The sequence below is a fragment of the Mammaliicoccus fleurettii genome (assembly GCF_002018435.1).
Classification (GTDB): domain Bacteria; phylum Bacillota; class Bacilli; order Staphylococcales; family Staphylococcaceae; genus Mammaliicoccus; species Mammaliicoccus fleurettii.
Window position 1 is genome coordinate 21,523 of sequence record NZ_MWJM01000003.1, and the last position, 13,386, is coordinate 34,908.

11 protein-coding genes are annotated in these 13,386 nt (G+C 32.4%); 9 read left to right on the plus strand and 2 right to left on the minus strand.

Annotation, left to right across the window (positions count from 1 at the left end):
- Positions 1-19 precede the first annotated feature (19 nt).
- The gene (locus tag B2G86_RS03085) at positions 20-223 is read right to left on the minus strand and encodes a YjzD family protein (protein ID WP_078356676.1); all 204 of its coding nucleotides are present in this window, start codon (positions 221-223) and stop codon (positions 20-22) included.
- A 187-nt stretch (positions 224-410) separates the two neighbouring features.
- Here B2G86_RS03085 and B2G86_RS03090 point away from each other — a divergent pair, with 187 nt between their 5' ends.
- Together B2G86_RS03090 and fabF are read left to right on the plus strand one after the other, a co-directional pair.
- On the plus strand, positions 411-1,352 hold the full coding sequence (locus tag B2G86_RS03090) for a beta-ketoacyl-ACP synthase III (protein WP_078356677.1): 942 nt from the start codon (positions 411-413) through the stop codon (positions 1,350-1,352).
- Positions 1,353-1,366: 14 nt separating this feature from the next.
- Positions 1,367-2,611: a beta-ketoacyl-ACP synthase II gene (fabF, locus tag B2G86_RS03095; protein ID WP_078356678.1), complete on the plus strand. Its 1,245-nt coding sequence runs from the start codon at positions 1,367-1,369 to the stop codon at positions 2,609-2,611.
- A gap of 306 nt (positions 2,612-2,917) precedes the next feature.
- Here the strand turns inward: fabF and B2G86_RS03100 are convergent, their stop codons facing one another.
- Positions 2,918-3,289, minus strand: coding sequence for a DUF3899 domain-containing protein (locus B2G86_RS03100; protein ID WP_078356679.1), 372 nt, complete (start codon positions 3,287-3,289; stop codon positions 2,918-2,920).
- A 382-nt stretch (positions 3,290-3,671) separates the two neighbouring features.
- On the opposite strand from B2G86_RS03100, the gene opp3b reads away from it, so the two are divergent.
- The 7 genes from opp3b to B2G86_RS03135 all read left to right on the plus strand — a co-directional run bounded on the left by opp3b (position 3,672) and on the right by B2G86_RS03135 (position 13,383).
- The gene (gene opp3b, locus B2G86_RS03105; RefSeq protein ID WP_078356680.1) at positions 3,672-4,598 is read left to right on the plus strand and encodes an oligopeptide ABC transporter permease; all 927 of its coding nucleotides are present in this window, start codon (positions 3,672-3,674) and stop codon (positions 4,596-4,598) included.
- Positions 4,598-5,668, plus strand: a complete 1,071-nt coding sequence (opp3C, locus tag B2G86_RS03110) for an oligopeptide ABC transporter permease (RefSeq protein WP_078356681.1) — start codon at positions 4,598-4,600, stop codon at positions 5,666-5,668. Before opp3b ends, opp3C begins: the two co-directional genes overlap by 1 nt.
- Before the next feature lie 17 nt (positions 5,669-5,685).
- Complete coding sequence (locus B2G86_RS03115; protein ID WP_078356682.1) at positions 5,686-6,759, plus strand: ABC transporter ATP-binding protein; 1,074 nt, start codon at positions 5,686-5,688, stop codon at positions 6,757-6,759.
- Positions 6,759-7,724: an ABC transporter ATP-binding protein gene (locus B2G86_RS03120; RefSeq protein WP_078356683.1), complete on the plus strand. Its 966-nt coding sequence runs from the start codon at positions 6,759-6,761 to the stop codon at positions 7,722-7,724. Before B2G86_RS03115 ends, B2G86_RS03120 begins: the two co-directional genes overlap by 1 nt.
- Positions 7,725-7,892: 168 nt before the next feature.
- Positions 7,893-9,563, plus strand: coding sequence for a peptide ABC transporter substrate-binding protein (locus B2G86_RS03125; protein WP_078356684.1), 1,671 nt, complete (start codon positions 7,893-7,895; stop codon positions 9,561-9,563).
- Between the two features lie 88 nt (positions 9,564-9,651).
- On the plus strand, positions 9,652-11,313 hold the full coding sequence (locus tag B2G86_RS03130) for a peptide ABC transporter substrate-binding protein (RefSeq protein WP_078356685.1): 1,662 nt from the start codon (positions 9,652-9,654) through the stop codon (positions 11,311-11,313).
- Positions 11,314-11,742: 429 nt separating this feature from the next.
- Positions 11,743-13,383, plus strand: coding sequence for a peptide ABC transporter substrate-binding protein (locus tag B2G86_RS03135; protein WP_078356686.1), 1,641 nt, complete (start codon positions 11,743-11,745; stop codon positions 13,381-13,383).
- Positions 13,384-13,386: the final 3 nt, after the last annotated feature.

Sequence of the window (13,386 nt, forward strand, 5' to 3'; positions counted from 1 at the left end):
TAAAATTGACGGGAATTTTTTATGAATGTTGTGCGTTTTGTTTGTCTGAAGAAGATTTACCAACTAAAATATCTAGTAGAATAATAACTACTGTAAAGACAATAGCATAAACTGTAGGACTAACAAAATTCAGCGATTCTGTTGAGCCACCTAAACTATGTAAAACAAAGTTAATCATTTGTGATAATACGAATGCCCAAATTAATGTTAAAATGTAATGCATGACTCATCCTCCGTAACTTTTTATATCATATCTTTCATTATAATTAACTTTTTATAAATTGTATACCTATTATGATGAAAACGATTTAAAATATTTCATAAAAGAACTCAGCGCTTGTGCATTAAGGCAAAAGTGTGTTAAATTAGTACCTGATAATAACAACAGATTATAAGAAGGTGTCAATATAATGGATATTGGTATAAAAGGTTTTGGTGCATATGCGCCGAAGCAAGTGGTAAAAAATGATCATTTTGAAAGTTATTTAGATACATCAGATGAATGGATAACTAAAATGACTGGTATAAAAGAAAGACGTTTTGCTGCAGAAGATGAAGATACAAGTGATTTAGCATATGAAGCGGCAGTTAGAGCGATAGAAGATTCAGGTATTGATAAAGAAGAAATTGAAATGGTCATTGTAGCAACATCAACAGGTGATAAACCATTTCCAACAGTTGCAACAACTTTACAAAAAAGATTAGGCTTAAACAAAGTACCATCAATGGACCAACTTGCAGCATGTACTGGGTTTATTTACGGTATTGTTACTGCACAACAATTTGTAAATTCAGGTTTATATAAAAACGTATTAGTAGTTGGTGCTGATAAGTTAACAAAAATTACGGATATGAATGATAGAAGTACTGCAATTTTATTCGGTGATGGAGCCGGTGCTGCCATAATTGGTGAAGTATCTGAAGGTAGAGGTATCTTAGGTGTTGAACTTGGTTCAGATGGAAACGGTGGACCATACCTATATCAAGATATGGATGAACATACTATTCAAATGAATGGACGTGAAGTGTTCAAGTTTGCAGTAAGAATTATGGGTGAAGCTTCTACTAAAGTAGTGGAAAAAGCAGGTTTACAATCAAGTGATATTGATATGTTTGTACCACATCAAGCCAATATTAGAATTATGGAATCTGCACGGGAAAGATTAGGTATTGAAAAAGAAAAAATGAGCGTAACGGTAGATAGATTTGGGAATACTTCTGCTGCATCAATACCCTTAAGTATTGCATATGAATTAGAACAAGGTAAAATAAAAGACAATGATACAATAGTCCTGGTAGGATTTGGTGGTGGCCTGACTTGGGGTGCCATAACGTTACGCTGGGGTAAATAGGAGGAAATTGAACAATGACAGAAAATAAGCGTGTTGTAATGACTGGTTTAGGGACATTAAACCCTTTAGGTAATGATGTACCTACAACTTGGAAAAATGCAATTAACGGTGAAAACGGCATAGACGAAGTAACAAGAATTGATGTTTCTGAATTTCCAGCTAAATTAGCAGGTGAATTAAAAGATTTTAGCATTGACGAACATATACCTAAAAAAGATGCTCGTAAAATGGATAGATTTACTCAATATGCTATTGTAGCCGCTCGTGAAGCTTTAAAAGATTCCAAATTCGAAATAACAGATGAAAACAGTCATCGTATTGGTGTTTGGATTGGATCAGGTATTGGCGGAATGGAAACATTCGAATACTCACATAATATGTTATTGAAACGTGGTCCTAAAAGAGTAAGTCCATTTTTCGTACCAATGATGATTCCAGATATGGCTACTGGACAAGTATCAATCGATTTAGGTGCAAAAGGTCCAAACGGTTGTACAGTTACAGCTTGTGCAACAGGTACAAACTCAATAGGTGAAGCCTTTAAAATCATTCAACGTGGCGCTGCTGATTTGATGTTAGCTGGTGGGTCAGAAGCACCTATTACAGAAATGGCAATGGCTGGATTTAGTGCTAATAAAGCATTATCTACAAATCCTGATAAAAATACTGCATGTCGTCCTTTCCAAGAAGGTAGAGATGGTTTTATCATGGGAGAAGGTGCTGGAGTAGTTGTTCTTGAATCACTTGAGTCAGCTGAAGCTCGTGGCGCTCACATATATGCTGAAGTAGTAGGTTATGGATCAACGGGTGATGCATACCATATTACAGCTCCTTCACCAAATGGAGAAGGCGGAGCACGTGCTATGCAAGAAGCAATTAAAGATGCTGGAATTAAACCAGAAGATATTCAATATTTAAATGCTCATGGTACAAGTACACCAATCGGCGACTTATATGAAGTATTAGCAATTAAATCTACTTTTGGTGAAGCTGCTAAGAACTTAAAAGTAAGTTCGACTAAATCGATGATGGGTCATTTACTTGGTGCAACAGGAGCAGTTGAATCTATTCTGACAGCATTATCAATTGAAAATAGTATTGTAGCACCAACAATCAATGCTGATTCACCTGATCCAGAAATAGATTTGGATTATACACCAAATGAAGCTACTAAATTAGATATCGAGTACGCTATGAGTAATAGTCTTGGTTTCGGTGGACATAACGCAGTATTAGTATTTAAAAAGTATCATAAATAATAAAGCTAGATAGAAGTCTAACTAGAAATATATTATAATTTTCTACATAAAGCACCTCGTTAATTTGATTTTTATTAATTAAATTATACGAAAGTGCTTTATTTTTTTGTGAAAATAGATATTGGTACGATTTTGTAAAGTGCTGACGCCTGAGGGAATAGTATGCGTGAGAGACTACAGGCTCGAGCCATACCCTAGGCAAGCATGCACGTACAAAATCGTAAGTTTGTATAAAAAATAAGCATATCACTGTAAACTTTAAAAAATCAGTTTAGTGATATGCTTATTTATTTACAATCATTGAATTTAAACGATAAAGCCAAGAATAATCGAAACGATGAAAAATAAAGTACTCAGTACGACAAAAGAGAATATCCAATTATATTGTTTTCTTTCTTTTAAATGTAATTCTTTCATACTTGGATTCATCATCTCATCATCTTTCAAATAATCTTGTGATGCTTTTGACTTCATATGGAAATTAAACTTCCTAATAGCTTGTCTTGATACAGTACCAACACCATCCTGTTTCATAGCCAAAACCCAACTCGCAGCAAAAAGCAAAGTCATAATATAAAAGTATATATTAACCGCTTGATCAATATCTTTTAAAAAGATAAGACAAAGTAATAAAAATAAACCAATATAACTAATTGTAAAAATACTCCAATATTTCATAATTACCTACCTCAACTAATTAGAATTACTTGTATTATAACAGATTGAAAAAAATTTTTTATGTTTTGCGGAACTTAATAAAAAAAATGGTGTAATATTACTTATGTATATTTTGTGTATGTTGCTACATAGTAAATGACAGAAAATTAGCAAAAATAGGTAATCAATACATTGCTTATGAATAAATATACGTAATATATGTATATAACTGTCGCGTTGTCGCTTTATTGTAATAAAATAATTGCGTATTTCAAATAGTTTCATATTCAAAATTCAGAATATTCGTGTTGATTTACATTGTATAAATTATGTATAATGTATATAAATATTTCTGAATATTAAAAAGAAATATGAAATAGATAAGGGGATTGGAGGCAAAACAATGGTTAGGTATACTTTGAAACGTATTATTTATATGTTCATATCATTGTTTTTAATTATGACGATAACATTTTTCTTAATGAAATTGTTACCGGGTTCACCGTACAACGATGAGAAATTATCAGAAGATCAAAAGGTTATTATCAACGAAAAGTATGGTTTGAATGATCCTGTACCAGTACAGTACGCAAACTATTTGGGCAGTGTTGCAAAAGGGGATTTCGGTATTTCATTTCAATACGATAACAGAGAGGTTTGGAGTTTAATTAAACCAAGACTTGGACCATCTGTAGAAATGGGTACATACGCAATGATTTTAGGAACTATAACAGGATTATTACTTGGTATAGTTGCTGCAATTAGACAGAATACAATTATAGATTATGGGGCCACCTTCCTATCGGTAATATTTATATCTGTTCCATCATTCGTTCTAGCAGTACTACTACAATATGTATTTGCAGTTGAATGGCAAATATTCCCTGTAGCAGGTTGGAGTGGATTCATGACAGCAGTACTACCGTCGATTGCTCTAGCAGCTGGTGTAACAGCAACAATTGCACGTTACATTCGTTCTGAGATGATTGAGGTCCTTGGTTCTGATTACATAGAATTAGCGAGAGCTAAAGGGATGTCTAGCGCTCGAGTTATATTTGGACACGCAGTTCGTAATGGTTTAATTCCAATTATTACGATTATCGTTCCAATGTTAGCAGGTATTTTAACAGGTACTTTGACAATTGAAAATATATTCGGCGTACCAGGTCTAGGTGACCAATTCGTACGTTCAATTCAAACTAATGACTATCCAGTTATTATGGCTTTAACATTACTATTTAGTTTCTTATTTATTATTTCAATCTTTATAGTAGATGTACTTTATGGATTAGTTGATCCAAGAATTCGTGTTGAAGGAGGTAAAAAATAATGGCTAATAATGAAGATAACAAATTAAATAATAGCGGTTATGATAATGCCTCAGTCACACATTCTTCACAAGGTATACCTGCTGAAAAGTTTGTGTTACATGGTAGAGACAAAGTAGTAGAAGAGAAATTTGAAAGGCAAAGTCGTACATTTTGGCAAGATGCATGGAAACAATTAATAGGTAATAAATTAGCTGTAATAGGGCTAGTTGGATTATTAATCATGACTTTATTATCACTTGTTGGTCCATTAATGAATGATCATAAATTTAGTGACCAAAATGTATCACACGCAAACTTACCACCTAAAATTCCAGTATTAGATAAAGTTCCTTTCTTACCATTTGATGGTACTGATAGAGATGGCTTTGATTTATATGAAAGTCAAAGTGTAAATGAAAATTACTGGTTTGGTACAGATGAACTTGGACGTGACTTATGGACACGTACTTGGAGAGGAACTCAAGTATCATTATTCATCGGTTTAGTAGCAGCAGCATTAGATATCTTTATCGGTGTAATATACGGTGCAGTTTCAGGGTACTTCGGAGGTAGGATTGATGATATTTTACAACGTATAGTTGAAATTCTTTCTTCAATTCCTAACTTAATTGTCGTGATTTTATTCGTATTACTATTCGATCCATCAATGTGGACGATTATATTAGCCATGTCAGTAACAGGTTGGCTCGGTATGAGTCGTATCGTTCGTGGTCAATTCTTAAAACTAAAAGAACAAGAATTCGTAATGGCTTCTAGAACATTAGGTGTTTCAAACTTTAAATTAATCTTTAAACATATCCTGCCAAATACACTTGGTCCAATAATTGTAACTTCAATGTTTACAGTTCCAAGTGCGATATTCTTTGAAGCTTTCTTAAGTTTCATCGGTTTAGGGATTCCTGCACCACAAGCGTCACTAGGTTCATTAGTTGATACAGGAAGAAAGATGTTATTAATCTTCCCACATGAATTATTCGTACCAGCTGTTGTACTTAGTTTGTTAATCTTATTCTTCTACTTATTCAGTGATGGTTTAAGAGATGCATTCGATCCTAAAATGCGTAAATAATAAGGAGGAAATTAAATATGGCTAAGAGAATATTAGAAGTAAATAACTTACATGTTTCCTTCGACATTGACGCGGGGGAAGTACAAGCAGTAAGAGGTGTTGACTTTTATTTAGATAAAGGTGAAACACTAGCTATTGTTGGTGAATCAGGTTCGGGAAAATCAGTTACAACAAAAGCTTTAATGCAATTACTACCTAAAAAAGTAGGTAGAATTAAAGACGGCTCAATCTTATTTGATGGGAAAGATTTAGCTAAATTAAGTGAAAAAGAAATGCAAAAAATTCGTGGTAAAGAAATCGGGATGATATTCCAAGATCCAATGACTTCGCTTAATCCAACAATGAAAATTGGTAAGCAAGTAATGGAACCACTTATTAAGCACCAAAAATTATCAAAAAGCGATGCCAAAAAAAGAGCGTTAGATATCTTGAACTTAGTAGGATTACCGAAAGCTAAAGAAAGATTTAATAACTTTCCTCACCAATTCTCTGGTGGTCAAAGACAAAGAATTGTTATTGCGACAGCATTAGCTTGTGATCCTAAAGTGCTAATTGCAGATGAACCTACAACAGCATTAGACGTAACGATACAAGCACAAATTTTGGAGTTAATGAAAGAATTACAACATAAAATTGACACATCTATTGTTTTTATTACGCATGATTTAGGTGTTGTAGCAAACGTTGCTGATAGAGTTGCAGTTATGTATGGCGGTCAAATTATTGAAACAGGTTCAGTTGATGAAATTTTCTATAATCCGAAACATCCTTATACTTGGGGGCTATTATCTTCTATGCCAAGTTTAGAGACATCACATGACACAGAACTATTAGCAATCCCTGGTTCTCCACCAGATTTAATTAAGCCTCCAGTAGGCGATGCGTTTGCGAGACGTAGTGAATATGCGTTAGATATTGACTATAAGGAAGAGCCACCTTGGTTCCAAGTGTCTCCGACGCATTTCGTTAAATCTTGGTTATTGGATGATAGAGCACCTAAAGTAGAATTGCCAGAAGCTGTTAAATTAAAACAAAGAGAAACACCAGAACAATTTGACAAGCCAAAACGTGTAGAAAGGGTGACGTTCTAATGGCTGATAATAAAGAAGTATTAATTGATGTTCAAAATTTAAAGCAATATTTTAATGTTGGTAAGAAAAATGAAGTTAGAGCAGTTGATGATATCTCCTTTAAAATCTATAAAGGTGAAACATTAGGTTTAGTAGGTGAATCTGGTTGTGGTAAGTCCACAACTGGTCGTACACTTATCAAATTATATGATGCTACTGACGGTAAAGTGGTATTTGATGATGTTGATATACAGAATATTAAAAAGAGAAAAGATTTATTAAGATTTAATCGACGCATGCAAATGATATTCCAAGACCCATATGCCTCATTAAATCCAAGGTTAAAAGTTATGGATATCATTGCTGAAGGATTAGATGTACATAAACTTGTATCAAGCAAAGAAGAAAGAAAAAAACGTGTCTATGATTTATTAGAGACAGTTGGTTTATCTAAAGAGCATGCAAATAGATATCCACATGAATTCTCTGGTGGTCAAAGACAAAGACTGGGAATTGCACGTGCATTAGCTGTTGAACCTGAATTTATTATTGCAGATGAACCGATATCTGCACTAGATGTATCTATTCAAGCTCAAGTAGTTAACTTAATGCAGAAGCTACAAGATGAAAAAGGTATAACTTTCTTATTCATAGCGCATGATTTATCAATGGTTAAATATATTTCAGATAGAATTGGTGTAATGTACTTTGGTAAGTTGGTTGAACTTGGACCTTCAGATCAAATATATAAACATCCACAACATGAATATACAAAATCATTATTATCAGCTATTCCATTACCAGATCCTGATTCTGAAAGAACAAGAACAAGATCATCATATAATCCGGAAATACATAAATATGAAGATGATGATAAATTGGAATTAAGAGAAGTAGGACCTGATCATTACGTTTATTGTTCTGAAAAGGAATTTGCTGAGAAAAAAGAAAACTATAACAAAACTTTTGATTTATCAGAAGCGTAATTTTAACAAACCTTAAAATTGCTATTACTTGTTATAAAATTATTTTGTAGTATAACTATTGTTTGAAAATTGTGTGAAATACTATTGTCTTTCATACATTTTTAAAATATAATAAAATTAACAATCTTCTGAAAATTCAGAAGAAAGTAAACAAGGGGGAAAAGCTATATGAGGAAAAGACTTTCGGTTTTATTGTCAATATTAGTTGCAGCTGTTTTAACGTTAGCAGCATGTAGTGGTGGCGGTTCTAAAAAAGATGAGGGAGGTAAAGGCGGCGTTAAAAGTGAAAAATCTGAAAACGTCTTAAACTTATCTTCAACATCTGATATTCCTACGATGGATTCATCGTTAGCAACTGACCAAGTTTCATTTATCAACTTTAACCAGACATTAGAGGGATTATATGTACTAGATAAAGATGATAAGGCAGTACCAGGTGTTGCTAAAGGGGAACCTGAAAAATCAGAAGACGGGAAAACATGGACAATTAAATTACGAGATGATGCAAAATGGTCAAATGGTGATCCAGTTACTGCTCATGACTTCGTATATGCATGGCAAAGAACGGTAGATCCTAAAACAGCTGCTGAATATGCATACATGTTTGAAAATATCGAGAATGCTAAAGAAATCTCAGCAGGTAAGAAAAAACCTGAAGAATTAGGTGCAAAAGCAATTGATGATCAAACATTAGAAGTCAAATTAGTGAAAGATGTACCTTGGATGCAAAGTTTATTCGCTTTCGGTTCATTCATGCCTCAAAATGAAAAATTCGTTGAAAAACAAGGTAAAAAGTTCGGTACTACAGCTGAAGCTACTTTATCTAATGGACCATTCCAATTAAAAGAATGGAAAACAGAAGATAACTGGAAACTAGTACCTAACAAAGAATATTGGGATAAAGACAAAGTTAAACTAGACGAAGTAAACTATAAAGTCGTAAAAGAATCTCAAACAGCTTTAAACATGTATCAAACAGGTAAGTTAGATTCAGTAGGATTAGACCCACAAAATGTTAATAAATATAAAGATAAAGAAGATTTTACAACTGAATTAAACACTTCAAATTACTTCTTTAGAATTAACAGTACGAAAAATAAAGATTTGAAAAATGAAGATTTAAGAAAAGCATTTGCAAAATCAATTGATAAAGATGAATATGTAAAATCATTATTAAATAATGGTTCAACTGTTTCAGATAAATTAATGGTTAAAGATTTTGTTAAAGATAAAGATGGTAAAGATTACATCGATGGCGTGAAATCTCCATTAAATTATGATAAAAAAGAAGCGAAAAAATTATTAGAAAAAGCTAAAAAAGATACTGGTAAAGATAAATTCGATATTGAATTATTAACTTATGATGCTGATGAATCTAAAAAAGCAGCTGAATTTGTAAAAGAACAAGTAGAGAAAAACTTACCAGGCGTAACTTTAAAAATTAAACAACAACCGTTCAAACAAAAATTAGCTTTAGAATCTAAAGGCGACTATGATATTTCATTCGCTGGTTGGGGTCCTGACTATCCTGATTCAACGACTTTCTTAGACTTATTCAAGAAAGATAGTCCTCATAACCAAACTGGATATTCAAATCCTGAATATGACAAAGCTTTAGAGGAAGCTAACTCTGATGAAATGTTGAAAGAAGAAAATAGTGCTAAACGTACTAAAATATTACAAGATGCAGAATCTAAATTCTTAGATTCAGCATCTATTGGACCACTATATCAACAAGGTGTTGCACGTTTACGTCAACCATATGTTAAAAACTGGGAACCACATAAATTCGGTGGAGACTACTCACTTAAACAAGTAGAAATCGCTGGAGCTAAATAAAAGTGAATGAAAGCAATCAATGTAAACATTGATTGCTTTTCTTTATATCAATTTCTATGTTTTAAAAATTAAAAGGGGGATTATCAATATGCATAAAAGATTAAAAATAATTTTTGTAATGTTAGTGTCTCTTGTAGTGATCTTGTCTGCGTGTAGTAGTGATAATAAGGAGAAGAAAGATAATAATATTAAACAATCTAAATCCAAAAACGAATTGAATTTATCATCTGGTGATGATATTCCTACAATGGATCCTTCATTAGCAGCTGACCAAGTATCATTTACGACTTTTGCTCAAACTCTAGAGGGCTTGTATGTACTTGATAAAGATGATAAACCAATTCCAGGAGTTGCAAAAGATAAGCCTAAAAAGTCGAGTGATGGTAAAACATGGACAATTAAATTAAGAGATAATGCAAAATGGTCTAATGGTGACCCAGTTACAGCTCACGATTTTGTATTTGCTTGGCAACGTTCAGTAGATCCTGAAACTGCAGCAGAGTTTGCATATATGTTTGAAAACATTGAAAATGCAAAAGAAATAACTGCTGGAGATAAGAAACCTGAAGAACTTGGTGTGAAAGCAATTGATGATCAAACGCTAGAAATTAAACTTATTAAAGATGTACCATGGATGGAAAGTTTATTAGCATTTGGCTCGTATATGCCTCAAAATGAAAAGTTTGTTAAAAAGCATGGAGACAAATTTGGAACAACAGATAAAACGACTTTATCAAATGGTCCATATAAATTAACAGAATGGAAACCAGAAGATAGATGGAAATTAGAAAAGAATGATGAATATTGGGATAAAGATAAAGTGAAAGTTAAAGAAGTTAATACTAAAGTAGTGAAAAACACACAAACTGCTATTAATATGTATCAAACAGGCAAATTAGACATGGTCGGTTTAGACGCTCAAAATGTTAAGAAATATAAAGAGAGAAAAGACTTTTCAACGGAGTCTACATCGGGTAGTTACTTCTTTAGAATCAATAAAGAGAAGAATGAAAATCTAAAAAATGAAGATTTAAGAAAAGCTATAGCTAAATCAATTGATAAAAAATCATATGTTGATTCATTATTAAATAATGGTTCTAAACCTTTAGATACTTTAATGATTAAAGACTTTGTAAAAGATAGTGATGATAAAGATTATACTAAAGGTGTTAAATCATCTTTAAACTATGATAAAGATGAAGCTAAGAAACATCTAGATATAGCTAAAAAAGATTTAGGAAAAGATAAATTTACAATAGAATTACTGACTTATGATGAAGATGAATCTAAAAAAGCAGGAGAATTTGTAAAAGAGCAAATAGAGAAGAACTTACCTGGTGTTACTTTAAAAATTAAGCAACAACCATTTAAACAAAAACTTGCATTAGAATCTAAAAAAGATTTTGATATATCATTTGCAGGTTGGTTCCCGGACTATCCAGATCCAACAACATTCTTAGATTTATTCACATCTGACTCACCACATAACCAAACAGGATATGCGAATAAAGAATATGATAAAGCATTAGAAGAAGCAAATTCAGATGAAATGCTTAAACCAGAGAACAGCGATAAAAGAATTAAAGCGTTACAAGACGCAGAAACTAAATTCTTAGATTCAGCCTCTATTTCGCCATTATTCCAGACAGGCTCAGCAAGATTGAGACAACCATATATTAAAAATTGGCAAAATCATAAATATGGCGGGGACTATACATTGAAAGGTGTAGAAATAGAAGGAGCTAAATAATTATGAAAGACTGGGACAAATTAATTGTCTCAGTCTTTTTTTGAGTTTGATTATAAGTTTATAACACCTTATAAGAGAGGACTTAAAGAGTGGACTTAAAAACAGAACTCAACGAACTTATTATAAGTGCTACTTTATAAATGAATTTTCATAACCGACACGCCTGAGGAAACAGTACAAGTCGAAGACTACAGGCTAAGACTGTACCCTAGGCAAGGGAGGTTATGAAACCTTTTTTAGTATAAACGAAGAAGCATGACGCATATAAGTTGTACTTCTTTTTGATGAATAATAATAATATTTAAAATTAAACAATATATTTTAAGTATATAATGTTAAGTTATGTTGCGACAAATGGAAAATAACATTATAATTGAAGAAAGTTCAGAAATGACTGAATTTTCAAAAATTGAATAAGGGGAAATGTTTATGAATAACAAGCATTTTAGGTGGAGTTTTTTAGTTTTATTGTCGGTTGTATTAATTTTATCGGCATGTAGTGGTGGAAATGGAAAGAAGGATAGTGACTCTTCTGCAGGGGATGGCAAAAAGTTACGATTAATTTCAATTTCTGATATTCCATCAATGGATTCAACGTTAGCAACAGATGCTGTTTCATTCGATGCGTTAAATAATACAATGGAAGGATTGTATAAGTTAGACAAGAATGACAAGGCAATACCGGGAATTGCGAAAGGTGATCCTAAAAAATCCGACGATGGTTTAACGTGGACAATCGAATTGAGAGATGCGAAATGGTCTAATGGCGATAAAGTTAAAGCTGACGATTTTGTATATGCTTGGCGTAAGCTTGTAGATCCAAAAAACGCTTCTGAATATGCATTTATCATGTTTGATATTGAAAATGCAGAAGATATTAACAAAGGAGATAAAAAGCCTGAAGAATTAGGTGTTAAAGCGATTGATGATAAAACACTAGAAATTAAACTTAATCGTGAATTACCTTATTATCAAGAACTATTAACATTCGGATCGTTCTTACCACAAAATGAGAAGTTCGTTAAAGAAAAAGGCGATAAGTACGGTACAACAGCAGAAGATACATTATATAACGGTCCGTTCACATTATCAGATTGGAAAACGGAAGATAATTATACATTGACTAAAAATAAAGAGTACTGGGATAAAGGTAACGTGAAGTTAGACAGCGTTAACTTTAAAGTAGTTAAAGAACCTCAAACAGCTTTAAATATGTATAATGCTGGTGATGTTGATGAAGCTTTAATACCAGCTGAAAATGTTAAAAAATATAAAAAAGATAAAGCTTATAATACAGAACTTGAATCACGTGTTTACTTTATGAGATTGAACCAAAAAGATGTACCTGAATTTAAAAACAAAGATTTAAGAATGGCTATTGCACAATCAATTGATAGAGAACAATATGTTAAGAGTAATTTAAATAATGGTTCTAAAGCAGCAAAATCATTAGTACCTACTGAATTTGTAAAAGATACTAAAGGTGAAGATTATACTAAAGGCGTTAAGACTGAAAATAAATTTAACAAAAAAGAAGCTAAGAAACATTTAGAAGCTGCTAAAAAAGATCTTGGCAAAGATGAATTTACTTTTGAACTGTTAACGTACGATCAAGATAATGCTAAAAAAGATGCAGAATATTTCAAAGAACAAATTGAACAAAATCTACCTGGCGTTAAAATTAAAGTTAAACAACAGCCATATAAACAAAAGTTAAAGCTTGAATCAAGTATGGATTATCAAATTGCGTTCGGTAGATGGGGCCCAGATTATCCAGATGCGATGACATTCCTAGAATTATTTACAAGTGATAATGTAATGAATGAAACAGGTTGGAAAAACAAAGAATATGATAATAAAATTGAAGACGCAGGAAATAAATTACTAGATAAAGAACAAAAACGTGTTGAAACAATGCAAGATGCTGAAACATTGCTGTTGGATGAAGCTGCAATTGTTCCAGTCTATCAACAAGGTAATGCGAGGTTAACACAAAGTTATGTAAAAGGTATTGAAAGACATAAGTTTGGTGGAGACACAGATTTAAAACATGCATATATTCAAAAGTAACAG

Bases quoted from the DNA above. Each gene is read 5' to 3' on its own strand.
- B2G86_RS03085 (WP_078356676.1), bottom strand. From the start codon at position 223: ATGCATTACATTTTAACATTAATTTGGGCATTCGTATTATCACAAATG.
- B2G86_RS03090 (WP_078356677.1), top strand. From the start codon at position 411: ATGGATATTGGTATAAAAGGTTTTGGTGCATATGCGCCGAAGCAAGTG.
- fabF (WP_078356678.1), top strand. From the start codon at position 1,367: ATGACAGAAAATAAGCGTGTTGTAATGACTGGTTTAGGGACATTAAAC.
- B2G86_RS03100 (WP_078356679.1), bottom strand. From the start codon at position 3,289: ATGAAATATTGGAGTATTTTTACAATTAGTTATATTGGTTTATTTTTA.
- opp3b (WP_078356680.1), top strand. From the start codon at position 3,672: ATGGTTAGGTATACTTTGAAACGTATTATTTATATGTTCATATCATTG.
- opp3C (WP_078356681.1), top strand. From the start codon at position 4,598: ATGGCTAATAATGAAGATAACAAATTAAATAATAGCGGTTATGATAAT.
- B2G86_RS03115 (WP_078356682.1), top strand. From the start codon at position 5,686: ATGGCTAAGAGAATATTAGAAGTAAATAACTTACATGTTTCCTTCGAC.
- B2G86_RS03120 (WP_078356683.1), top strand. From the start codon at position 6,759: ATGGCTGATAATAAAGAAGTATTAATTGATGTTCAAAATTTAAAGCAA.
- B2G86_RS03125 (WP_078356684.1), top strand. From the start codon at position 7,893: ATGAGGAAAAGACTTTCGGTTTTATTGTCAATATTAGTTGCAGCTGTT.
- B2G86_RS03130 (WP_078356685.1), top strand. From the start codon at position 9,652: ATGCATAAAAGATTAAAAATAATTTTTGTAATGTTAGTGTCTCTTGTA.
- B2G86_RS03135 (WP_078356686.1), top strand. From the start codon at position 11,743: ATGAATAACAAGCATTTTAGGTGGAGTTTTTTAGTTTTATTGTCGGTT.